The organism is Burkholderia sp. MSHR3999 (assembly GCF_000833595.1).
Lineage (GTDB): Bacteria > Pseudomonadota > Gammaproteobacteria > Burkholderiales > Burkholderiaceae > Burkholderia > Burkholderia ubonensis.
Window position 1 is genome coordinate 406,039 of sequence record NZ_JRFO01000006.1, and the last position, 21,336, is coordinate 427,374.

A 21,336-nucleotide genomic window follows, 5' to 3' on the forward strand; every position below is an offset into this window, starting at 1 on the left:
AGAATTGCAGGCGGCGTGCCGCCCGTCCCGCCGGCGCGCTTCGCCGGCAAGCGCGGCCGCGGCCCGTCACCTGTCGAACCGCCACTGTACGCCGCCTTCACGCCGCCCGCAGCGCCCACTCGACGTGCTCGCGCACGAGCGGCGACGGATCGTCGGCACGCGCGCGCAGCGCGGCGACGATCGCGTCGCGCGCGGCCGGCGCGAGCCGCTCCGGCGGTGCGCGCAACGCATTGCCGAGCCCGACCGCGAGATTGCGCAGCCAGCACTCGTGGCCGATGCGCCGGATCGCGCTGCCCTGCATCCGCGCGTCGAATTCGTCTGCACTCCAGCCGAACAGCTCGACGAGCGTCGCGCGGTCGAGCCCGTGACGCACGTCGAAATCAGCGACCGGCGCGGCCTGCGCGAACTTGTTCCACGGGCACACGAGCTGGCAGTCGTCGCAGCCGTACACGCGATTGCCGATCAGCGGCCGCAGCGGCTCGGGGATGCTGCCTTTCAGCTCGATCGTCAGGTACGAGATGCAGCGCCGCGCATCGACGCGGTACGGCGCGACGATCGCACCGGTCGGACACGCGTCGATGCAGCGCGTGCAGCTGCCGCAATGCGCGCCCGGCGTCTCGGGCGCCGCGTCGGGCGCGGTCTGCGCATCGGTCGGCAGCGGAATGTCGACGTAGATCTCGCCGAGGAAGAACAGCGACCCCGCGTCGCGCTGCAGCAGCAGCGTGTGCTTGCCGCGCCAGCCGACGCCCGCCTTCTGCGCGAGCTCGACCTCGAGCACCGGCGCGGAATCGGTGAACACGCGGTAGCCGAACGCGCCGATCTCGCGCTCGATGCGCTCGGCGAGCGTCTGCAGGCGGTTGCGCAATACCTTGTGATAGTCGCGGCCGCGCGCGTAGATCGACACGACGGCGGCCTGCGGATCGTCGAGCCGGGCCTGCTCGCGCGCGCGCCAGTCGCCCGGCGCGGGCGCGCCGGGCGCATCGTCCGCTGCGTCGGCCGCGAGCGTCTGCGCCGGCAGATAGGCGAGCCGGGCCGAAATCACGCGTCGCGTACCGGCCACAAGTTCGGCCGGCCGCGCGCGTTTCATCCCATGTTTCGCCATATAATCCATCTCGCCGTGGCAACCGGCTTCCAGCCAGGCGGCGAGCCCCGCTTCGGCATCCGAGAGATCGGTATCGCTGATGCCGATCGCCCCGAAACCCAATTCGCGCCCCCACGCCCTGATGCGCGCGGCGAGCGCGGTCAACGCCGCATCGTCGAGGACGCACGGCGCCGCGCGCTCGGCCTGAGTCGGGCGCGGATCGGATGCGGCGAGTTCCGGTAATCGGTTCATCGCACTATTTTACGAGAATGCCAGCCACGCACAGCCACCCGCCCCATGTCTCGACGCTGCCCCCCCCGCTCGCGGAGCGCGTGTTCGCGCTCGCCGACGAGGCGGCGACCGAGGCCTTTGGCGCACGCTTCGCGCAGGTGCTCGACGCGACGCGCGCCGAACTGGCCCGCACGCATGCGTTCGACGGCCTGCAGATCCAGTTGGTCGGCGATCTCGGCGCAGGCAAGACCTCCGTCGTGCGCGCGATCCTGCGCGGCCTCGGCCATCGCGGCCGCGTGCGCAGCCCGACCTACACGCTCGTCGAGCCGTACGCGCTCGAACGCGACGATGGGGAACTCGAGGTCTATCACTTCGATCTGTACCGTTTCAACGACCCGGCCGAATGGTCCGACGCCGGCTTTCGCGAGTATTTCAATTCCAGCGCGATCTGCCTCGTCGAATGGCCGCAACAGGCGGGCACGCTGCTCGGCGTGCCCGATCTGGTCTTCTCGCTCGACGTGGACGGCGACGGCCGCGCCCTCACCGTCCGGGCGTACAGCGCTTCAGGAAACGCATGTCTCGAAAGATGTTGATCAAACCGTTCCGCTCGATCGAATCGGCGGCCACCGCGACGCATAACTGGCGGCGCCGCCAGATCCTGTGCGCGGGCGCGTCGACGCTGGTGCTCGGCCTCGCGGTGCCGCGGCTCGCGCACGCGACGTCGGTGCTCGGCGTGCGGGTGTGGCCCGCGCGCGACTACACGCGCGTGACGATCGAATCCGACCAGCCGCTGCAGAATACCCAGCAGCTGCTGCAGGGCCCCGACCGCCTCGTCGTCGACCTGAACGGGCTCGATCTCGACCAGGCGCTGCGCGACCTCGTGTCGAAGATCGCGCCGAACGATCCGCAGATCCACTCGGTGCGCGTCGGCCAGTACCAGCCGCACGTCGTGCGGATGGTGTTCGATCTGAAGGGCTCGGTGAAGCCGCAGGTGTTCACGCTGCCGCCCGTCGGCACCTACAAGTACCGCCTGGTGTTCGACCTGTATCCGGCCGTCGCGCCCGATCCGCTGACCGACCTGATCGCGCAGACGGAGCGCAAGGAACAGCAGTTGAACGAAGCGGCGCGCGCGCAGCAGGTGCAGCCGCCGACCGCGCTGAGCGGACCGACGCAGCCGCCGGTCGCCGGCAACGACAACAGCGATGCGTTCTTCCAGCGCTTCGCGCAGAACACGCCGGGCACGCCCGCGCCGCGCACGCCGCCTGCCGCGAGCGCGAAGCCCGCGGTCAAGCCGCCGCCCGTCATCGCGCGCAAGGACGACGAGGACGAAGGCGACGACACCTACAAATTCATCGCACCGAATACTGGCAAAGGCGCCGGCAAGGGCGGCACCGTGCGCCTCCTGACGGTCGCGATCGATCCGGGCCACGGCGGCGAGGACCCGGGCGCGATCGGCGGCAACGGCACCTACGAGAAGCACGTCGCGCTCGACATCGCGAAGAAGCTGCGCGCGAAGATCGACGCGGCGCCGAACATGCGCGCGATGATGACGCGCGACGCCGACTTCTTCGTGCCGCTCAACGTGCGCGTGCAGAAGGCGCGCCGCGTCGGCGCGGACCTGTTCGTGTCGATCCACGCGGATGCGTTCACGACGCCGTCCGCGCGCGGCTCGTCGGTGTTCGCGCTGTCGGACCACGGCGCGTCGAGCGCGGCGGCCCGCTGGCTCGCGAACAAGGAAAACGCGTCGGACCTGATCGGCGGGATCAACATCAAGACCCAGGACGCCGCGGTGAGCCGCGCGCTGTTCGACATGTCGACCACCGCGCAGATCCGCGATTCGCTGCGCTATGGCAGCTACGTGCTGAAGGAAGTCGGCGGCATCAACAAGCTGCACAAGGGCTCCGTCGAGCAGGCCGGGTTCGCCGTGCTGAAGGCGCCCGACATCCCGTCGATCCTCGTCGAGACCGCGTTCATCAGCAACCCGGACGAGGAGCGCAGGCTCAACGACGACAGCTATCGCGACGAGATGGCCGATGCGATCTTCCGCGGCATCAAGCGCTATTTCGCGGCGAACCCGCCGCTCGCGAAGAACCGGATGACCTGACGCCCTCTTCCCGCGCTTCCCCCTGGCCGCCGGCCGCACGCGCTGCGTGCCGGCGCGCGCTTCAAGACGTCACGACGCCGCGAGCCGGCGCACCAGCTTCCCGCCGAACACGTTGACCGCGAGGCCGCCCATCACCAGCGCCGCGCCCGTGAGCTGCGCGCGCGTCAGGTGCTCGTCGAGCAGCAGCGCCGCCGACGCGAGGCCGATGACCGGCACCAGCAGCGAGAACTGCGCGACCTGCGCGGCCGGATAGCGCGACAGCAGCCGGCTCCACAATCCGTAGCCGAGCAGCGTCGCGACGAACGCGAGATAGACGACCGCGAAGATCGACGCCCCCGTCAGCGCGCCGAGCGCGGCCGCGATCCGCTGCGGCCCTTCGAACCACAGCGACAGCAGGAAGAACGGCACCGGCGGCACGAGGCTCGCCCACACGACGAGCGACACGAGGTTGGCCTGCCCGACCTTCTTCGTCACGATGTTGCCGAACGCCCACATCGCGGCCGAACAGAGCGTGAGCAGGAAGCCGGCCAGCGTCATCGCGCGACCGCCCTGCGCGGCGATCACGACGAGGCCCGTCGCGGCGATCGCGAGGCCGATCAGGTTCTGCACGCGCAGCCGCTCGCCGAGGAACGCCATCGCGAACACCAGCGTGAAGAACGCCTGCGACTGCAGCACGAGCGATGCGAGCCCGGCGGGCATCCCGACGTACATCGCGGTGAACAGGAACACGAACTGGCCGAGCTGGATCGTCGCGCCGTACAGCACGAGCAGCCGCCACGAAATCTGCGGACGGCGCACGAAGAACACCGCCGGCACCGCCGCGAGCGTGAAGCGCAGCGCGCCGAGCAGCATCGGCGGCATCCCGTCCAGCCCGACCCGGATCACGACGAAATTCACTCCCCACGCGAGGATCACGACCAGCGCCAGCAGCAGATCCTTCGGGGTCATCATCCGGGTCTCCTTGATTTGTCGTATGGAAGGCCGCCAGTTTACCGGCGATCGGGAGCCGCCCGGAATCCCGCACGCGCATTGTGGATAACGCGCCGACGCCGTGCGGTGAGCACACTGCCCGCGAGCAGGAACCGTACCGCGCCGCGCGGCCCGCGACGCGTCACGCGCGTGCTGCCGGGCGCCAGTACAATGACCCGCATCCCCGCAGTCGACAGGACCCGCCATGCCCGATTCCATCCAAGCCCTGCTGAAGCCGCACGTGCGCGACATCGGCAACCTGCAGGTGCGCCGCACGCTGCCCGCGCTCGCCGCGCGCCTCGTCGGCCCGTTCATCTTCTTCGATCACATGGGCGCTGCGACGCTGCCGCCCGGCACGGGCCTCGACGTGCGCCCGCATCCGCACATCGGGCTCGCAACCGTCACCTATCTGTTCGAGGGTGCGATCCTGCACCGCGACAGCCTTGGCTCGCTGCAGGAGATCGTGCCCGGCGACGTCAACTGGATGACCGCGGGACGCGGGATCGTCCATTCCGAGCGCACGCCCGACGCGCTACGCGAGCGTGGCCACACCGTGCACGGGATCCAGACCTGGGTCGCGCTGCCGCTCGCGCACGAGACCGACGCGCCGTCGTTCGAGCACCACGAGGCCGCGGCGCTGCCGAAGCTGAACGACGACGGCGTGTCGCTGACGGTGATCGCCGGCGACGCGTTCGGGCTGCGCTCGCCCGTCACGACGTTTTCGCGCACGCTCTACGTCGCCGCGGAATTCGCGGACGGCGGCCGCCTCGTGCTCGACGCGTCGCACGAGGAGCGCGCGATCTATCTGGTCGACGGCGACCTCGCGATCGACGGCACGCCGCTCGACCCCGCGCAGATGGCCGTGCTCGCACCGGGCGCGACCGTCACGCTGACGAGCGGCGCCGGCGCGCGCGCGATGCTGCTCGGCGGCGACCGGCTCGAAGGCGAGCGCTTCATCGACTGGAATTTCGTCGCGAGCAGCCGCGACGCGATCGAGCGCGCGAAGGAGGCCTGGACGCGGCAGGAAATGGGCAAGGTGCCCGGCGAGACCGAATGGATCCCGTTGCCGGAGCGCAAGCCGCGTTGAAAAACGCGTGTGCCGCCCCCACCCTGACGACATTCGAACCCAAGAGGACGACATGGACACCACGCTTGCCACTTTCGAAAAAGACGTCATCGAGGCGTCGCTGGACACGCCCGTGCTGGTCGATTTCTGGGCGCCGTGGTGCGGCCCCTGCAAGACGCTCGGCCCGCTGCTGGAAAAGCTCGAAAGCGACTACGAGGGCCGCTGGAAGCTCGTGAAGGTCAACGTCGACGAGAACCAGGAACTCGCCGCGCATTTCCAGACGCGCAGCATTCCGCACGTGATCGCGTTCGCCGACGGGCGCCCGGTCGACCAGTTCGTCGGCGTGCTGCCCGAAGGGCAGCTGCGCGCGTTCCTCGACCGGCTGCTGCCGGCGCCCGAGGAAGCCGAGCGCCGCGCCGCGCAGCTCGCGGCGGCGGAAGCGCGCTTCGACGATGCGCGCGCCCACCTCGAAGCGGCGCTCGCGCTGAACCCCGGCTTCGACGACGCGCGGCTCGACCTGATCGAGCTGCTGCTCGCGGGCAACCACGTCGATGCGGCGCGCGCGGAAACCGAGCGCCTGTCGCCGCAGACCGTGCAGAGCGGCGATCCGCGCCTGCAGGCGATCCAGACCCGTTTCGACGCACTCGCCGCGACCGCCGACCTCCCGCCAACCGACGCGCTCGAAGCGCGCATCGCCGGGAATCCGGCCGACCTCGACGCGCGTTTCGATCTCGCGCAGAGCCTGATCGCGCGTCGCGCATACGAAGGCGCGCTGGAGCAGCTGCTGGAAATCGTCGTGCGCGACCGCGCGTACGGCGACGACCTCGGCCGCAAGACGATGATCTCGGTGTTCGAGCTGGCGGGCGACCGCCCGGACCTCGTCGCCGTGTGGCGGCGCAAGCTGAGCATGGCGCTCAACTGAACCGGCGCGGCGGGCGGCAGGCGCGCCCGCCGCCTCCCCCCTCCATTCAGGCCGCGACGGCCCGCGCGGCGATCGCCCGCAGCGCATGCGCGGCCGCCGCGAAGCCGAAGCTCGCGGTCACGCACACGCTCGAGCCGAAGCCCGCGCAGTTGAGCCCCGCGACGTGCGCGGCCGTGGACGGCTCCGCGCCGTCCTCGAGGTCGCAGGCGGCGGCTTCCGGATAGATCAGCGGCTCGTCCGAATACACGGCGCTGACCTTGAAGCGCGCCTTCGGCCCGCGCGGAAAGCCGTGCTGCTTGCGCAGTTGCGCGCGCACCTTCGACAGCAGCGGATCCTGGATCGTCAGCGCGAGATCGTCGATGCGGATGCGGGTCGGGTCGAGCTGCCCGCCCGCGCCGCCGACCGTGACGAGCGGCTGCCCTTTCGCGACGCACCACGCGATCAGCGCGACCTTCGTGCGCACGCTGTCGATCGCGTCGATCACGTAGTCGAAGCCGCCGCCGAGCAGCGCGTCGAAATTGTCAGGCTCGGCGAAATCCTCGATCCGGTGCACGCGGCACGCGGGATCGATCAGCGCGATCCGCTCGGCCATCGCGTCGACCTTCGGCTTGCCGTAATTGCCGTCGAGCGCGTGGATCTGCCGGTTCGTATTGCTTTCGGCGACGTTGTCGAGATCGACGAGCGTCAACGTGCCGACCGCGCTGCGCGCGAGCGCCTCGGCCGTCCACGAGCCGACCCCGCCGATGCCGATCACCGCGACGTGCGCGCGCTCGAACGCGGCGAGCGCAGGCGCGCCGTACAGCCGCGCGATGCCGCCGAAGCGCCGTGCGCGATCCACGTCAAGCTGACTTGACGGGCTCGGGGTAAGATCAGAAGTTATCGGGGCGGCGTCGTGGGATGACATGGCGGGAAGGAAAACGTAAATCGTGCAGCCCCGTATTTTGCCTGAACCGCTCGCCGACACGCGCCCCTGTGCACGCACGTTTCTCCCGCCTTCGCTATACTGGCCCCAGATTGAAGCGTTTGCATAACATGACGACACTCGCCGATCTCCGCATCAATTACTCGCGTGCTTCGCTCGACGAAGCCGACGCCGCCCCGAACCCCTTCGCGCAGTTCGATCGCTGGTTCAAGGAGGCGCTCGACGCCAAGCTCCCCGAGCCGAACACGATGACGCTCGCCACCGTCGGCGAAAACGGCCGGCCGTCCGCGCGGATCGTGCTGATCAAGGGCGTCGACGAACGCGGGTTCGTCTTCTTCACCAATTACGAAAGCCGCAAGGGCCGCGATCTCGCCGCGCATCCGTATGCCGCGCTGCTGTTCTACTGGATCGAGCTCGAGCGCCAGGTGCGCGTCGAAGGCCGCGTCGAGAAGACCAGCGCCGAGGACAGCGACCGCTATTTCGCGTCGCGCCCGCTCGGCTCGCGCATCGGCGCGTGGGCGTCCGACCAGAGCGCCGTGATCGACAGCCGCGCGACGCTCGAAGCGCGCGAAAAGGCCGTCAGCGAACGCTACGGCGACGACCCGCCGCGGCCGCCGCACTGGGGAGGCTACCGCCTCGTGCCCGACTCGCTCGAATTCTGGCAGGGCCGCCCGTCGCGGCTGCACGACCGGCTGCTGTATACGCGCGACGACGCCGCGCCGCACGGCTGGACGATTTCGCGCCTGTCGCCGTAAGCCGGCGCGCACCACCGATCGCGTTTCGTATTTTTCGTATGGCATGCGGGCGCCCGCCGGGTCGGCGGGCGCCGTCAAGAAACTTGGCTGTATTCGATTCAACGAACAACGGAGATTCCAAATGTTCTGGGAAAAGAAGCTGGCACAGTGGGCGGACGATGTACGGGCGAAGGCGAACATTCCGGCGCGCCTCGTGTTGTGGAACGGCGATCAGCTCGATTTCGGCACGTTCGCCGCGCCGCAGGTCACGCTGAAGGTCAACAGCGCATCGGCGCTGCCGCTCCTGCTCGACCCGAGCCTCGACAACCTCGGCGAGGCGTACGTGAAGGGCAAGATCGACATCGAGGGCAAGCTCTCCGACATCATCAACATCAGCTACTCGCTCGCGCGCAGCACCGTGACGCATGCGAGCAAGCTCGCGCGCGTGAAGCGCTACTTCAATCACACGAAGAGCACCGACAAGAAGGCGGTTCAGTATCACTACGACGTCTCGAACGAGTTCTACCAGCTGTGGCTCGACGAGAACATGGTCTACTCGTGCGCGTACTTCGAGAACGGCGACGAGGATCTCGCCACCGCGCAGATCAAGAAGATCGACCACATCCTCACGAAGATCCGGCTGCAGCCGGGCCAGCGGCTGCTCGACATCGGCTGCGGCTGGGGCGCGCTGGTGCTGCGGGCCGCGAGCAAGTTCGGCGCGCAGTGCCTCGGCGTGACGCTGTCGCAGAACCAGTTCGACCTCGCGACCGCGCGCGTGAAGGCCGCGGGGCTGCAGGACAAAATCGAGATCCGCCTGCAGGACTATCGCGAGATCGACGGCCAGTTCGACCGCATCACGAGCGTCGGGATGTTCGAGCACGTCGGCCGCAAGAACCTGCCGCTCTACTTCTCGCGCATTCACGACCTGCTCGCCGACGACGGCATCGCGATGAACCACGGCATCACGTCGACCGATGCGGAAAGCGGCGAGACGGCGCTCGGCGGCGGCGAGTTCATCGACCGCTACGTGTTCCCGGACGGCGAGCTGCCGCACATCAGCCTCGCGCTCGAAGCGGCGCAGCGCGGCGGGCTCGAGGCGATTGACGTCGAAAGCCTGCGGCGGCACTATGCGCGCACGCTCGACATCTGGACCGAGAACTTCGAGGCGAAGGCCGAGGAAGCCAGGAAGCTCGTCGACGACGAAAAATTCCGCATCTGGCGCGTGTATCTCGCCGGCTGCGCGTATGCGTTCGAGCACGACGACGTGTCGATCTTTCAAATCGTGTGCCGCAAGGCCGGGCAGAGCGCGAAGACGCTGCCGTGGTCGCGGCGCTACATGTACGAACACGCGCTGCCGCGCTAGGCGGCGCTTCACGCACGGCATGCATGGGTGACGGCAGCATGCGGCGCAAGGCGCCGCCGGGAAAGCGGCAACACGACGATTCGGACGGGACGCCCGCCGACGGACAGTTCGACCTGTTCGGCGCGGCGCCCGATGACGCACGCGCTGCGGACGACGACGCCCGTGCGAACGCCGGCGATGACGTCGATGTGACGCCGCCGGACGACGGCGGCAGCGTGCCGCCGACGCCATCGCCATCGCCCCGCGGCGCACCCGACGAAGTAGCCCCTCCCTCCACCGGCCTGCTGTGGGACGAACCCGCGCCGCCGCCCGCGCCGAAGCAAGGCAAGCGCCGGCGCGGCGTGCCGCCCGCGCCGATCGCGCCCGACGTGGCGGACGCCGCGGCCGGGTTGCCGCCGAACGTGCGGCTCGGCACGTCGTCGTGGTATTTCCCCGGCTGGAACGGCATCGTCTACGACGGCGACTTCGCGCAGACCAAGCTGTCGCGCGAAGGGCTCGAAGCGTACGGCGCGCATCCGCTGCTCAGGAGCGTGAGCCTCGACCGGTCGTTCTACGGGCCGCTGTCCGTCGCCGACTACCTGCGCTACGCGCAGCAGGTGCCGGACGACTTCCGCTTCGTCGTCAAGGCGCCCGCATCGGTCACCGACGCGGTCGTGCGCGGCCGGCGCGGCGAGCCGTCGGGACCGAATCCGAGCTTCCTCGACGCGACGCTCGCGACGAACGAATTCGTGCGGCCGTGCGTCGACGGGCTCGGCAAGAAGGCCGGCGTGCTAGTGTTCCAGTTCTCGCCGCTGCCGGATCGCCTGCTTGCCGACCCCGCCGCGCTGATCGACCGGCTGAGCGCGTTCTTCGCGGCGCTGCCGCCGCTGCCGCCCGAGCCGGACGGCCCGCGCTACGCGATCGAGATCCGCGACGCGAGCCTGCTCACGCCGCGCTTCATCCGCGCGCTCGCGGCGCTCGGCGTGCGCTACTGCGTCGGCCTGCACGCGCGGATGCCCGACCCGCTTCGGCAGGCGGCCGCGCTCGCGCTGCTCGACGGCGACGCGCCGGGCCCGCTGATCGTGCGCTGGAGCCTGCACGGCGGGTTCAAGTACGAGCAGGCGAAAGCGAAATACGAGCCGTTCGACCGGCTCGTCGACGAGGATCCGCACACGCGCTCGGCGCTCGCCGAGCTGGCCGCGCGCTATGCGTTGGCCGGGCAACCCGTGATCATCACGATCAACAACAAGGCCGAAGGCTCCGCGCCGCTGTCGTGCATCGCGCTCGCGCGCGAGATCGCCGCCGCGTGCGCGCACTTGCGCAGCGAGGCAGCCTAGGGCCCGTTCACGCGCCGCGCGACGACTTCAGCCGGTGCGCGAACTTCTGGCGGAACTTCGCGAGCTTCGGCCCGATCACGACCGCGCAATACCCCTGGCCGGGATTCTGCGCATAGTAGTTCTGGTGATAGTCCTCGGCCGGCCAGTAATTGCCGTCGAGCGGCACGACCTGCGTGACGATCGGCTGCGCGAACACCTGCTCGCGCTCGAGCTCGCGGATCACGTCGAGCGCGGTGTCGCGCTGCGCGTCCGAATGCGTGAACACGGCCGACCGGTATTGCGTGCCGACGTCGTTGCCTTGCCGGTTCAGTTGCGTCGGATCGTGCGTCGCGAAGAAGATCTCGAGGATCTCGCGATAGCCGATGCGCGCCGGGTCGAACGTCACGTTGACGACCTCCGCGTGCCCGGTGTCGCCGTCGCATACGTCGCGGTAGCCCGGATTGCGGGTGTGGCCGCCCGCGTAGCCGGACTCGACCGCCGTCACGCCGTCGACGTCGAGAAACACCGCTTCCGTGCACCAGAAGCATCCCCCTCCTAAAGTCGCGGTTTCAAGCATTCCGTTCCCCCTGAAATCAAATGGCCGTCGAGAACGAGCAGTATCGCATCCGAACCCATCGCGCTGCACGATCACGGAATGCGCAATGCGCGGCCGCCCGCGCATCGCGGCGAACACGTCGCCGCCGATTCTCGACTACACTAGCCCACACCCGGCCGTGAAGACTGATCATCCCTTCCGCCGTGATCGCCCCATGCTCCACCCTGATGCATCATCGTCCGTTGCAGCAGCGTTCCGGATGCTTCAGCGAACACCCCTCGCATCACCGGCTCGATCGAGCCCCGGCCGGTCGGCGGCAACGTTGCGCCGCAACCGGCCAAGCGTCGACGCTTCACCCGATACACGTCATCTGTTTTCGCTTCTGGATGGAAGGCGCCGCCCGTCGTCGCGGCTGCCGGCAGCTCCGTTCGGCCGCGGCGGCAATCCCGTCCGGCCGTTTCGCATGACCACCGCGTCCGACGCCGGCCATCCCGCGCCGGGCGCTCCAATACGATAACGAGGGCACTACCATGACCATGCGGCCTGACCCGACGTTTCATGCGTCGCCGGAACTCGCGATGCGCGCGCCGGCCGAATCCTTCGCGTACACCCTGCTGCTCAGCCCCGACTTTTCGCAGCCCGACGCGCTCGCCGTGATCGACGTGAAGCCCGGCTCGGAAACCTACGGGCAGGTCGTGCATACGGTGACGATGCCGACCACCGGCGACGAATTCCATCACTTCGGCTGGAATGCGTGCTCGTCGGCGCTGTCGCCGCTCACCGGCCACGCGTTTCTGCAGCGCCGCTACCTGATCATTCCTGGCCTGCGCTCGTCGCGCATCTACGTCGTGGACACGCATCCGCACCCGACCCAGGCGCGCATCCACAAGATCATCGAACCCGACGAAGTGTTCAGCAAGACCGGCTACTCGCGGCCGCACACGGTCCATTGCGGCCCCGAGGGCATCTACGTCAGCACGCTGGGCGGCGCCGGCAAGGACGGCATGGACGGACAGCCGGGCATCTTCATCATGGACTGCGAGACCTTCGACGTCGTCGGCCGCTGGGAAATCGACCGGGGCACGCAGGACAAGCATTACGACTTCTGGTGGAACCTGCCGCGCGACTACATGGTGTCGAGCGAATGGGCGCTGCCGCCGCAATTCGAGAACGGCATCGTCCCCGAGGAACTGCTGGCGAACCGGTACGGGCACCGGCTGCATTTCTGGGACCTGCGCGCGCGGCGCAACGTGCAGACCATCGACCTCGGCGCGCAGCACCAGATGGCGCTGGAAGTGCGGCCCGCGCACGACCCCGCGCGCGAATACGGCTTCCTCGGCGTCGTGATCGACACGACGAACCTCGAAGGCTCGATCTGGACCTGGTGGCGCGAAGACGGCCGGTTCCACATCGAGAAGACCGCGACGATCCCGGCCGAGCCCGCGCCCGCGGACCAGCTGCCGCCGCTGCTGAAACCGTTCGGCGCGGTGCCGCCGCTCGTGACCGACATCGACCTGTCGCTCGACGACCGCTTCCTCTACGTGTCCTGCTGGGGCACCGGCGAGATGCGCCAGTACGACGTCACCGACCCGCGCAAGCCGAAGCTCGCGGGATCGGTGCATATCGGCGGCATCGTGCGGCGCACGCCGCATCCGAACGGCAAGACGTTCGCGGGCGGCCCGCAGATGGTCGAGATAAGCCGCGACGGCAAGCGGGTCTACTGGACCAACTCGCTCTATTCGACGTGGGACGACCAGTTCTACCCCGACGGCGTGCCCGGCGCGCAAGTGATGGCGCACGCCGGCCCCGACGGCGGCCTGACGCTCGCCGACGACTACTGGGTGGCGTTCCCGGACGGCTACCGCGCGCACCAGATCCGGCTCGAAGGCGGCGACTGCTCGACCGATTCGTTTTGCTATCCGTCGGTCCGATCTTGAGCGGCCACGTCACGGCCCAGGTCGGTCTCTGGTCCGCGGTGCTGGCAAGCGGCCTCTATCACGGGTTCAATCCCGCGATGGGATGGCCGCTGGCCGTGTCGAACGGACTGATGGCGCGCAGCGGCCGCGCGCTGGTCGCGGCGCTCGGCTATCTCGCGCTCGGGCACGCGCTGTCGGTGTTCGCGATGATGCTGCCGTTCGCGGCGCTCGCCGCGCTCGTCGCGTGGCAGGCGCCGATCCGGATCGGCGCGAGCGTGCTCGTGATCGCCTGCGGGGCCTTCCTGCTGCTGCGGCCGCGCCACCCGCGGATCCTCGCGCGCATTCCGCCGTCGCGGCTCGGGCTCTGGTCGTTCGCGGTGGCGATCGCGCACGGCGCGGGGCTGATGCTGGTGCCGATCTATCTCGGGCTCTGCGGGATCGACATGGACCCGGGGCATCGGGCGGCGACGGCGCTCGTGAATGCGAACCTCGGGATGGCGCTCGTCGTCGCAACCGCCCACGCGGCCGCGATGCTCGCCGCCGGCGGGCTGCTCGCGTGGCTCGTCTATCGCTACCTCGGGCTGAAGTTCGTGTCGCGGAGCTGGTTCAACCTCGATGCGCTGTGGGCGTCGAGCCTGATCCTGATCGGCGCACTGTCGCTCGGGCTCGGCGCGGCGGGCTGAAGCCCGTTCACGCCGATGACGGGCTTGCGCCACCGGCCGCCGCGCGTCGCGCCATCCTTCGCCGGCAAGTTCGTTGCGCCACCATACCGACCGGAGGCGCGAGGCGCCGCGTCCCGCCACGGTCGATTCCGCTAAAATCGCGCCATGCGTCCCATTTCCAGACTGACCGCCTTGTCGCCCTTCGCCCGCTTCACCCGCCGCGCGCCGTGCGCGCGCGCCCCGTTCCGGATGGCCGCCCGATGAGCCGCGCTACGCCGCCGAATTTCGACGCCGCCGCGTTCCGGCAGGCGCTCGGCCAGTTTGCGACCGGCGTGACCGTGATCACGACGCGCGCGCCGTCCGGGCAACTGATCGGCATCACCGCGAGCTCGTTCAACTCGGTGTCGCTCGACCCGCCGCTCGTGCTGTGGAGCCTCGCGCACAAGTCGGCGTCGACGCCGGTGTTCCGCAGCAACAGCCACTACGTCGTCAACGTGCTCGCGGCGTCGCAGCTCGACCTGTGCAAGCGCTTCTCGACCTACAAGGGCGACCGCTTCGAGGGCATCGCGCACGCGGCCGGCAATTCGGGGATGCCGGTGCTCGACGGCGCGATCGCGTGGTTCGAGTGCCACAACCGCAGCCGCTACGACGAAGGCGACCACGTGATCTTCGTCGGCGAGGTCGAGCGCTGCGGCGTGAATCCGGATGCCGGCGCCACCGCGCCGCTCGTGTTCCACGGCGGCGGCTTCCACGGCCTCACACAGCTTTGATCGCCCCGGTGCGCGCCAGCACGACCGGCGCGCCCGCCTCGTCCTTCAGCGTCTGCAGCACGATGTTGGAACGGATGTCCATCACGCCCGGCGCCTTGTACAGCCGGTTCAGCACGAAATCCGAATAGTGCTTGAGGTTGTGCGCGAGCACCCGCAGCAGGTAGTGGCTCTCGCCCGTCACGACAAACGCGCCGACCACCTCGGGCCATTCGCGCAGCTCCTCGGCGAACCGTTCGTGCCACTGCGTCTGCTCGTTGCGCATCGACACCTGCACGAATGCCTCCAGCTCGAAGCCGAGCTTCTCCCGGCTCAGGCACGCGCGGTAATGCTCGATCACGCCCTGGTCCTCCAGCAGGCGCATGCGCCGCAGGCAGGCCGATGGCGACAATGAAATCCGTTCGGCAAGATCCAGGTTGCTGATTCTGCCTTCCTCTTGCAGGACCGCGAGAATCCGGCAGTCGGTGGCGTCGAGCGTGATCGCGTGCATTTTTGGTCTCCGTTTTCTCTCTGATTCGAATTATCTGCCAATCTGGCGGTTTGTCCATGTCTATTTCGCAAGCACTTTTTGCGAGCGTCCGCCTATCATGCGAAGCATCATTTCGCTGCTTCGTCATGCCATGGACACACTCTGGGACATCTCGCCGCCGGTCGACCCCGCCACCCCCGTATGGCCGGGCGACACGCCGGTCACCGTCGAACGCGTCTGGCGGATGGAGGCGGGCTCGCCCGTCAACGTCGCGCGCCTGACGCTGTCGCCGCATACCGGCGCGCACACCGACGCGCCGCTTCACTACGACGCCGACGGCGCGCCGATCGGCGCGGTGCCGCTCGACGTGTATCTCGGCCCGTGCCGCGTGATCCACTGCATCGGCGCATCCCCCGTCGTCACGCCGGCCGATATCGTGGCCAGTCATGCGGCCGCGCTCGACGGCGTGCCGCCGCGCGTGCTGCTGCGCACCTATGCGCACGCGCCCGCCGCGCAGTGGGACCCGGATTTCTGCGCGGTCGCGCCCGACACCATCGACCTGCTCGCCGCACGCGGCGTGAAGCTGATCGGCATCGACACGCCGTCGCTCGATCCGCAGGAATCGAAGACGATGGACGCGCATCGCCGCATCCGCGCGCACCGGATGGCGATCCTGGAAGGCATCGTGCTCGACGCCGTGCCGGCCGGCGACTATGAACTGATCGCGCTGCCGCTCAAGCTCGCGACGCTCGACGCGAGCCCCGTGCGCGCCGTGCTGCGCGCGCTGCCCGGCCGCGCCGACTGAACCTTCGAACCAACCCCGACCATCATGATCAAGACCCGTGAAGATGCGCTCGCGCTCGACCGCGACGACCCGCTCGCCCCGCTGCGCGACCAGTTCGCGCTGCCCGACGGCGTGATTTACCTCGACGGCAACTCGCTCGGCGCGCAGCCGCGCGCGTCGGCCGCCCGCGCGCAGCAGGTGATCGGCGCCGAATGGGGCGACGGCCTGATCCGCAGCTGGAACACCGCCGGCTGGTTCGCGCTGCCGCGCCGCCTCGGCGACAAGCTCGCGACGCTGATCGGCGGCGCGCCGGACGAGACCGTCGTCACCGATACGATCTCGATCAACCTGTTCAAGCTGCTGTCCGCGATGCTGCGCTACCAGGCCGAACGCGCGCCCGAGCGCCGCGTGATCGTGTCGGAGCGCTCGAACTTCCCGACCGACCTGTACATCGCGCAGGGGCTGATCGCGCAGTTGGGCGGCGACTACGAACTGCGCCTGATCGACGATCCGGCCGACCTGCCCGACGCGCTCGGCGACGACACCGCGGTCGCGATGATCACGCACGTGAACTATCGCACCGGCTACATGCACGACATGCCGGCCGTCACGCAGCTCGTGCACGACGCGGGCGCGCTGATGCTGTGGGATCTCGCGCATTCGGCGGGCGCGGTGCCGGTCGACCTGAACGGCGCGCGCGCGGACGGCGCGGTCGGCTGCACGTACAAGTACCTGAACGGCGGCCCCGGCTCGCCCGCGTTCGTGTGGGTGCCGAAGCGCCATCACGCGCATTTCTCGCAGCCGCTGTCCGGCTGGTGGGGCCACCGCGCGCCGTTCGCGATGCAGCCCGAGTTCGCGCCCGATCCCGGCATCGCGCGCTTCCTGTGCGGCACGCAGCCGATCGTGTCGATGTCGATGGTCGAATGCGGGCTCGACGTGTTCCTGCAGACCGACATGCACGCGATCCGCCGCAAGTCGCTCGCGCTGACCGACGCGTTCGTCGCGCTCGTCGAGGCGCGCTGCGAGGGCCATTCGCTGAAGCTCGTCACGCCGCGCAGCCATCACCAGCGCGGCTCGCAGGCGAGCTTCGAGCATCCGCACGGCTACGAGGTGATGCAGGCGCTGATCGCGCGCGGCGTGATCGGCGACTACCGCGAGCCGCACGTGCTGCGCTTCGGCTTCACGCCGCTCTATACGCGCTTCGTCGACGTGTGGGACGCCGTCGAGACGCTGCGCGACATCCTCGACACCGGCGCATGGAAAGCGCCCGAGTTCGCCACGCGCGGCGCGGTGACCTGATCGGCCGCCGCGAGCCCCCGGCCAGGCGCCCCCAGCTGGGCGCCCCCAGCGATACACATTCAAATCTGGAGATGGAAGTCGTGAATTCTGGTCATATGCAACCGCCCGGCAGCGACGCGCCGGCAGGCTGCCCGTTCTCGGGCGCACGTACCCCAGCCCCTGTACACCCGGCGCACGAAGCGCCGCACGTGCCGGGCGACGCCGGCGAGCAAGCCGGCTGGCACAACGCGCAGCTCGATTTCTCGAAGTCGATGAGCTACGGCGACTACCTGTCGCTCAACCAGATCCTCGACGCGCAGCATCCGCTGTCGCCGGATCACAACGAGATGCTGTTCATCATCCAGCATCAGACGAGCGAGCTGTGGATGAAGCTCGCGCTGTTCGAGCTGCGCGCGGCGCTCGACGCGGTCCATCGCGACGCGCTGCCGCCCGCGTTCAAGATGCTCGCGCGCGTGTCGCGCATTTTCGAGCAGCTCGTGCAGGCGTGGAACGTGCTCGCGACGATGACGCCGTCCGAGTATTCGGCGATGCGGCCGTATCTCGGCCAGTCGTCGGGCTTCCAGTCGTACCAGTACCGCCAGCTCGAATTCATGCTCGGCAACAAGAACCCGCAGATGCTGCAGCCGCATGCGCACCGCCCGGACATCCTCGAGCAGGTGCGCGCGACGCTCGAGGCGCCGTCGTTCTACGACGAGGTCGTGCACCTGCTCGCGCGGCGCGGCTTCCCGATCGCGCCAGAGCGGCTCGCGCGCGACTGGACGCAGCCGACGCAGCACGACGAAACGGTCGAAGCCGCGTGGCTCGAGGTGTACCGGCATCCGCAGCAGCACTGGGAGCTGTACGAGATGGCCGAGGAGCTGGTCGATCTCGAGGACGCATTCCGCCAGTGGCGCTTCCGCCACGTGACGACCGTCGAGCGCATCATCGGCTTCAAGCAGGGCACGGGCGGCACGAGCGGCGCGCCGTATCTGCGCAAGATGCTCGACGTCGTGCTGTTCCCCGAGCTCTGGCACGTGCGCACGACGCTGTAATCCGCTGCCGGCCGTCGCGCCGCAGCGCACCATCGAAAAGCCGCGCGCACGCCTTGACTTTCGCTCGCCCGAATACGATCATTCGCTCACACAACGAGCAAATGATCCGGCATCGCCATGCTCGGCCGCCGGAAGGAGACAACGGATGAGCGAGTCGTCGCCCGCCCGCGCGCCCGTGCTGCTGCACATCGGCGCCGGATCGTTCCACCGCGCGCACCAGGCGTGGTACCTGCATCGCGTGAACGCGGCCGTGCCGGCCGCCGAGCGCTGGTCGCTGGTCGTCGGCAACATCCGCGACGACATGCGCGCGACCATGGATGCGCTTGCCGCGCAGCACGGCGCGTACACGCTCGAGACGGTTACGCCGCAAGGCGAGCGCGCGTACGAGACGATCCGCGCGATCACGCGCGTGCTGCCGTGGTCGATCGATCTCGCCGCGCTGATCGACGCCGGCGCGGACCCCGCATGCCGGATCGTGTCGTTCACCGTCACCGAAGGCGGCTACTACCTCGACGAGCACAACCGGCTCGACCTTGCGAACCCCGATCTCGCGGCCGACCTGCAGGGCGCCCGCACGACGCTGTACGGCGCGCTCGCCGCGCTGCTCGCCGAGCGGATGAAGCGCGGCGCGGGCCCGCTCACGCTGCAAAGCTGCGACAACCTGCGCAGCAACGGCGCGCGCTTTCGCGCGGGGATGCGCGAATTCCTCGAACGGCGCGGCGCGCGCGACCTGCTCGACTGGTTCGATGCGCACGTCGCAACCCCAGGCGCGATGGTCGACCGGATCACGCCGCGCCCGACCGCCGACGTGCGCGAGCGCGTGCGCGCGGCGACCGGCGTCGACGACGCGTGCCCGGTGATGGGCGAATCGTTCATCCAATGGGTGATCGAGGACCGCTTCGCGGCCGGCCGGCCGCAATGGGAGCGGGCGGGCGCCGAACTCGTCGACGACGTGCATCCGTACGAGGAAGCGAAGATCCGCCTGCTCAACGCGACGCATAGCTGCATCGCGTGGGCCGGCACGCTGGCGGGCCATACGTACATCCACGAAGGCACGCACGACGCGGCGATCCGCCGCTTCGCGCACGACTACGCGACGCAGGACGTGATCCCGTGCCTTACTCCGAGCCCGCTCGATCTCGCGCGCTATCGGGACGTCGTGCTCGAGCGCTTCGGCAATCCTTATGTACTCGACACCAACCAGCGCGTCGCCGCGGACGGCTTCTCGAAGCTGCCCGGCTTCATCGCACCGACGCTCGCCGAATGCGTCGCGCGCGGCGCGGCGCCGGTCGCGACCGCGGTGCTGCCCGCGCTGTTCCTGCGCTTCCTCGAGCGCTGGGCCCGCGGCGCGCTGCCGTATGAATACCAGGACGGCGTGATGGACGAAGGCGCCGCGCGCGCGATCGTGGCGGCCGGCGACCCGGTCGCCGCGCTGTGCGCGCAGCGGCAGCTTTGGGGGTCGCTCGCCGGCAACGCCGCGCTCGTCGACGCGGTGCGCGCCGGCCTCGCGCGCGTCGACGCGTGGCTCGCGCAGCGCTGAGCGCGCCGCCCGGCCGCGCGTCGGGTCTGCCGGCATTGGCACGCCCGCGCCCGCGCGGCTAAAGTAGCGGCTCCTCCCTGACGGAACGGATCGCACATGTATCTCGGCATCGACCTCGGCACCTCGGAAGTGAAGGTGCTGCTGCTCGCCCCGGACGGCACGGTCGTCGGCACCGCGGGCGCGCCGTTCACCGTGTCGCGGCCGCGCCCGCGCTGGGCCGAGCAGCATCCGGACGACTGGTGGCGGGGCACGCTCGGCGCGCTCGCCGCGCTGCGCGAGCGCCATCCGCACGCGTTCGCGCAGGTGCGCGGCATCGGGCTGTCGGGCCAGATGCACGGCGCGGTGCTGCTCGACCGCGCCGATCGCGTGCTGCGTCCCGCGATCCTGTGGAACGACATGCGCAGCGCCGACGAATGCGCGCTGCTCACCGAACGCGCGCCGGACCTGCATGCGCTCACCGGCAATCTCGCGATGCCCGGCTTCACCGCGCCGAAGCTGCTGTGGGTCGCGACGCACGAACCCGACCTGTTCGCGGCGACGGCCTGCGTGCTGATGCCGAAGGACTACCTGCGGTTCATGCTGACGGGCGCGAAGGTGTCCGATCCGTCCGACGCCGCGGGCACGCTGTGGCTCGACGTCGCGCGCCGCGACTGGTCCGACGCGCTGCTCGCCGCATGCGGGATGACGCGCGCGCAGATGCCGCGGATCGTCGAAGGCAACGCGCCGTCCGGCACCCTGCGCGCCGACGTCGCGCGCGAGCTCGGGCTGTCGGAAGCGGTCGTCGTCGCGGGCGGCGGCGGCGACAACGCGACGAGCGCGCTCGGCATCGGCGCGATCCACGCGGGCGACGGCTTCGTGTCGCTCGGCACGTCGGGCGTGCTGAGCGTCGTCGGCGACCGCTTCATGCCGAACCCGGCGTCCGCGGTGCACGCGTTCTGCCACGCGATTCCCGACCGCTGGCAGCTGATGAGCGTCGTGCTGTCGGCGGCGAGCTGCCTGCGCTGGGTCTGCAAGCTGACCGGCACCGACGAGCCGACGCTGCTCGCGGAAGTCGAGGCGCTCGACGCCGGCGCGCTCGCCGCCGCGCCGCTGTTCCTGCCCTACCTGTCGGGCGAGCGCACGCCGCACAACGATCCGTATGCGCAGGGCGTGTTCTTCGGGATGACCCATGCGACCGAACGCGCGCATCTCGGCTATGCGGTGCTCGAAGGCGTGACGCTCGGCCTCGCCGACGGCTTCGACGCGCTGCATGCGGCCGGCGTCGAGGCCGACGCGCTGTCGCTGATCGGCGGCGGCGCGCGCAGCGCGTACTGGGCGCAGTTGATCGCCGATGCGCTGAACGTGCGCACCCGCCAGCACGGCGGCGGCGAGACGGGTGCCGCGCTCGGCGCGGCGCGGCTCGGCTGGCTCGCGGTCGGCGGCGATCCGCACACGGTGCTGGGCAAGCCGCCGGTGCGCGCCGAATACGCGCCCGACGCCGCGCGCCATGCGGCGCTGCGCGAGCGCCTCGCCGCGTTCCGCGCGCTGTACCGGCACGTGCGCCCGCTCTACGAGCCGTCGCGCGCGCGGCTCGCCTGACTGACCGATGCGCGGGCCGGCCGCGGCGGCGAGTGCGGTACAGTGCG

General features: G+C 69.8%; 20 protein-coding genes. 15 read left to right on the forward strand and 5 right to left on the reverse strand.

The genetic code is table 11. The annotated features are described in order from the left end of the window. Positions 1-97: 97 nt before the first annotated feature. Entirely contained in the window at positions 98-1,333 is a 1,236-nt protein-coding gene (queG, locus tag KY49_RS19120; protein WP_042586159.1) for a tRNA epoxyqueuosine(34) reductase QueG, read from the reverse strand. Between the two features lie 17 nt (positions 1,334-1,350). Between queG and tsaE the strand changes: the two genes are divergently transcribed. Both tsaE and KY49_RS19130 read left to right on the forward strand, forming a co-directional pair. Further along, complete coding sequence (gene tsaE / locus KY49_RS19125) at positions 1,351-1,905, forward strand: tRNA (adenosine(37)-N6)-threonylcarbamoyltransferase complex ATPase subunit type 1 TsaE (RefSeq protein WP_042586160.1); 555 nt, start codon at positions 1,351-1,353, stop codon at positions 1,903-1,905. Continuing rightward, positions 1,887-3,416, forward strand: a complete 1,530-nt coding sequence (locus tag KY49_RS19130) for an N-acetylmuramoyl-L-alanine amidase (protein ID WP_042586161.1) — start codon at positions 1,887-1,889, stop codon at positions 3,414-3,416. Before tsaE ends, KY49_RS19130 begins: the two co-directional genes overlap by 19 nt. A 69-nt stretch (positions 3,417-3,485) precedes the next feature. Here the strand turns inward: KY49_RS19130 and KY49_RS19135 are convergent, their stop codons facing one another. Further along, a complete protein-coding gene (locus KY49_RS19135; protein ID WP_175550725.1) occupies positions 3,486-4,364 on the reverse strand; it encodes an EamA family transporter in 879 nt (292 codons plus the stop codon). A 226-nt stretch (positions 4,365-4,590) separates the two neighbouring features. Between KY49_RS19135 and KY49_RS19140 the strand changes: the two genes are divergently transcribed. Both KY49_RS19140 and trxA read left to right on the forward strand, forming a co-directional pair. Continuing rightward, a complete protein-coding gene (locus KY49_RS19140; protein WP_042586163.1) occupies positions 4,591-5,472 on the forward strand; it encodes a pirin family protein in 882 nt (293 codons plus the stop codon). Between the two features lie 52 nt (positions 5,473-5,524). Then, on the forward strand, positions 5,525-6,373 hold the full coding sequence (trxA, locus tag KY49_RS19145; protein ID WP_042586164.1) for a thioredoxin: 849 nt from the start codon (positions 5,525-5,527) through the stop codon (positions 6,371-6,373). A 46-nt stretch (positions 6,374-6,419) separates the two neighbouring features. Here the strand turns inward: trxA and tcdA are convergent, their stop codons facing one another. After that, the gene (gene tcdA, locus KY49_RS19150) at positions 6,420-7,277 is read right to left on the reverse strand and encodes a tRNA cyclic N6-threonylcarbamoyladenosine(37) synthase TcdA (protein ID WP_042586165.1); all 858 of its coding nucleotides are present in this window, start codon (positions 7,275-7,277) and stop codon (positions 6,420-6,422) included. Positions 7,278-7,405: 128 nt separating this feature from the next. Between tcdA and pdxH the strand changes: the two genes are divergently transcribed. From pdxH to KY49_RS19165, 3 genes are all read left to right on the forward strand, one after another. Next, positions 7,406-8,050 (forward strand): pyridoxamine 5'-phosphate oxidase, encoded by a 645-nt coding sequence (gene pdxH / locus KY49_RS19155; RefSeq protein WP_042586166.1) that lies wholly within the window; start codon positions 7,406-7,408, stop codon positions 8,048-8,050. A gap of 121 nt (positions 8,051-8,171) precedes the next feature. Beyond that, positions 8,172-9,392, forward strand: coding sequence for an SAM-dependent methyltransferase (locus tag KY49_RS19160; protein WP_042586167.1), 1,221 nt, complete (start codon positions 8,172-8,174; stop codon positions 9,390-9,392). Between the two features lie 23 nt (positions 9,393-9,415). Then, complete coding sequence (locus KY49_RS19165) at positions 9,416-10,708, forward strand: DUF72 domain-containing protein (RefSeq protein ID WP_042586168.1); 1,293 nt, start codon at positions 9,416-9,418, stop codon at positions 10,706-10,708. A 7-nt stretch (positions 10,709-10,715) separates the two neighbouring features. Here KY49_RS19165 and msrA read toward each other — a convergent pair whose 3' ends face one another. Further along, entirely contained in the window at positions 10,716-11,264 is a 549-nt protein-coding gene (msrA, locus tag KY49_RS19170) for a peptide-methionine (S)-S-oxide reductase MsrA (RefSeq protein ID WP_042586169.1), read from the reverse strand. Between the two features lie 509 nt (positions 11,265-11,773). Here msrA and KY49_RS19175 point away from each other — a divergent pair. The 3 genes from KY49_RS19175 to KY49_RS19185 all read left to right on the forward strand — a co-directional run bounded on the left by KY49_RS19175 (position 11,774) and on the right by KY49_RS19185 (position 14,591). Next, on the forward strand, positions 11,774-13,180 hold the full coding sequence (locus tag KY49_RS19175) for a selenium-binding protein SBP56-related protein (protein WP_042586170.1): 1,407 nt from the start codon (positions 11,774-11,776) through the stop codon (positions 13,178-13,180). Beyond that, positions 13,177-13,842 carry a hypothetical protein gene (locus tag KY49_RS19180; RefSeq protein ID WP_042586171.1) on the forward strand — a complete coding sequence of 222 codons (666 nt, stop codon included), beginning with the start codon at positions 13,177-13,179 and terminating at the stop codon, positions 13,840-13,842. Before KY49_RS19175 ends, KY49_RS19180 begins: the two co-directional genes overlap by 4 nt. A gap of 239 nt (positions 13,843-14,081) precedes the next feature. Continuing rightward, complete coding sequence (locus KY49_RS19185; RefSeq protein WP_042586172.1) at positions 14,082-14,591, forward strand: flavin reductase family protein; 510 nt, start codon at positions 14,082-14,084, stop codon at positions 14,589-14,591. Here the strand turns inward: KY49_RS19185 and KY49_RS19190 are convergent. Beyond that, positions 14,578-15,078 (reverse strand): Lrp/AsnC family transcriptional regulator, encoded by a 501-nt coding sequence (locus tag KY49_RS19190; RefSeq protein ID WP_010090865.1) that lies wholly within the window; start codon positions 15,076-15,078, stop codon positions 14,578-14,580. The two genes, KY49_RS19185 and KY49_RS19190, sit on opposite strands and share 14 nt — an antisense overlap. 130 nt (positions 15,079-15,208) lie before the next feature. Between KY49_RS19190 and kynB the strand changes: the two genes are divergently transcribed. The 5 genes from kynB to xylB all read left to right on the forward strand — a co-directional run bounded on the left by kynB (position 15,209) and on the right by xylB (position 21,289). After that, entirely contained in the window at positions 15,209-15,862 is a 654-nt protein-coding gene (gene kynB, locus KY49_RS19195) for an arylformamidase (protein WP_042586173.1), read from the forward strand. A gap of 24 nt (positions 15,863-15,886) precedes the next feature. Further along, a complete protein-coding gene (gene kynU / locus KY49_RS19200) occupies positions 15,887-17,140 on the forward strand; it encodes a kynureninase (RefSeq protein WP_042586174.1) in 1,254 nt (417 codons plus the stop codon). Between the two features lie 95 nt (positions 17,141-17,235). Beyond that, on the forward strand, positions 17,236-18,171 hold the full coding sequence (kynA, locus tag KY49_RS19205) for a tryptophan 2,3-dioxygenase (RefSeq protein WP_042586175.1): 936 nt from the start codon (positions 17,236-17,238) through the stop codon (positions 18,169-18,171). A gap of 145 nt (positions 18,172-18,316) precedes the next feature. Beyond that, positions 18,317-19,711 (forward strand): D-arabinitol 4-dehydrogenase, encoded by a 1,395-nt coding sequence (gene dalD, locus KY49_RS19210; RefSeq protein ID WP_042586176.1) that lies wholly within the window; start codon positions 18,317-18,319, stop codon positions 19,709-19,711. A gap of 96 nt (positions 19,712-19,807) precedes the next feature. Then, positions 19,808-21,289, forward strand: coding sequence for a xylulokinase (xylB, locus tag KY49_RS19215; RefSeq protein ID WP_042586177.1), 1,482 nt, complete (start codon positions 19,808-19,810; stop codon positions 21,287-21,289). Positions 21,290-21,336 lie beyond the last annotated feature (47 nt).